Origin of the sequence: Kitasatospora sp. MAP5-34, assembly GCF_029894335.1 — a bacterium.
Classification (GTDB): Bacteria; Actinomycetota; Actinomycetes; order Streptomycetales; family Streptomycetaceae; genus Kitasatospora.
Map to the genome: position 1 here is coordinate 1 of NZ_JARXZC010000107.1, position 1,507 is coordinate 1,507.

General features: G+C 69.9%; 1 protein-coding gene. It reads right to left on the reverse strand.

Annotation, left to right across the window (positions count from 1 at the left end; genetic code table 11):
* Positions 1–1,507 (reverse strand): condensation domain-containing protein (locus tag P3T29_RS32580; protein WP_280720291.1); only part of this gene is annotated, 1,507 nt, incomplete at both ends.

The window sequence follows — 1,507 nt, forward strand, 5'->3', positions numbered from 1 at the left end:
GTGCCGGTGGCGAGGAGGTGGGCCTGTTCGCCGGCGGGGAGGGGGCTGGTGGTGGCGTCGCCGTGGGGGTCGGTGGCCATGGCTTCGAGCACGGTCCGGTACATCGCCGCCAGCCGCGCCCCGGACTCGGGGCTGAGTACGGTCGTACCGGTGGCCAGGTGGACGTAGCCGCCGATGGCCGACACGTTCAACGCGAACTCGTTCGGCGCCGCGTGGTACTCCGCCTGGACGTCGACCCGGTCGTTGTCCATCTGGTGGAAGTCCAGGTAGTCGAACAGGACGGTGATCAGTCGTTCCGCGCCCGCCGCCCGCTGAACGGACGGCAGCGGGTAGCGCCGGTGGCCCCAGATCTCGGTCTCGCGCTCGAACGCCTGCTTGACCAGACCCACCCAAGTACGCGGCGTGGCACTGCGCTTGAACGGCATGGGCAGCGTGTTGAGGTGCATGCCCAGCACCTTCTCGGCGCCCGGAACCTCCAGCCGCCCGTGGCAGACCAGGCCGACGTGGAAGGCGTCCTCGGTGGTGAGGGCGCTCATCACCTTCAGGTGCGCCGCCAGGAACACGCTCTTGAGCGAGGCGCCGGCCTCGGTCGCGAGTGCGCGCAGGCGGTCCTCCAGGTCCCCGTACGGGACGTCCTCGCGGTGCGGCTCTCGGGGCCGGGTCTGGTCACCCCAGGCCTCGGGCAGGGTGAGTGGGGCGTGCTGGTCGGTAATGGCCTTCCAGTACGGCTGGTCCTCGGAGCTGTCCAGCGACGCCAGCTCGGCGGCGATGAAGTCGGCGTAGCGGACCTCGGGGGCCTCGTACTCGGGCGGCTCCTCACCGTCGCGGATCGCCCAGTAGGCGGCCAGCAGCTCCATGGTGAGGGTGTGCATGCTCCAGCCCTCGGTGACCGCGTGGCAGTGCGTGAAGCTCAGCCGCCACGACTCGTCGGACTCGATGTAGGCCCCGATCCGCAGTAGCGGTGCGGTGGCCACCTCGAAGCCGGCGGCGCGCTCGTCCGCCAGCACCCCGAGGCCGAACTGGTACTGGTCCTCCGGGCTCAGGTGGCGGAGGTCCTCGGTGCGGATCGGGATGTCCACCGTGCTGTGGACGATCTGCAGCGGCTGCCCGTAGCCGGTGAGGTGGGTGGACGTACGGAGGATGTCGTGGCGGCCGACCACGACCTGGGCGGCCTGCCGGAAGGCGTCCGGCGAGAACGGCTTGGTGTCCGGGATGCGGTAGAAGCTGACGTCCAGGTAGTTGCGCTTCTCCTCGTCCGCGAGCATCTCGACGAGCATGCCGGTCTGGATCTGGGAGAGGGGGTAGGCGTCGTCGATGTCGGTGGGGAGGGTGTTGCGGTCTTCGGCGCTGATCAGGGTGAACGGTTCGACGGTGCGGAAGGGCTGGATGTCGTCCGTGATGCTGGTGTTGGCGGCGAGGTTGGCGATGGTGCGGTGGGCGAAGATGTCGCGGATGCCGAGGCTGTAGCCGTGTTCGCGGAGGGCGCCGGCGAGGCGGACGGCGCGGA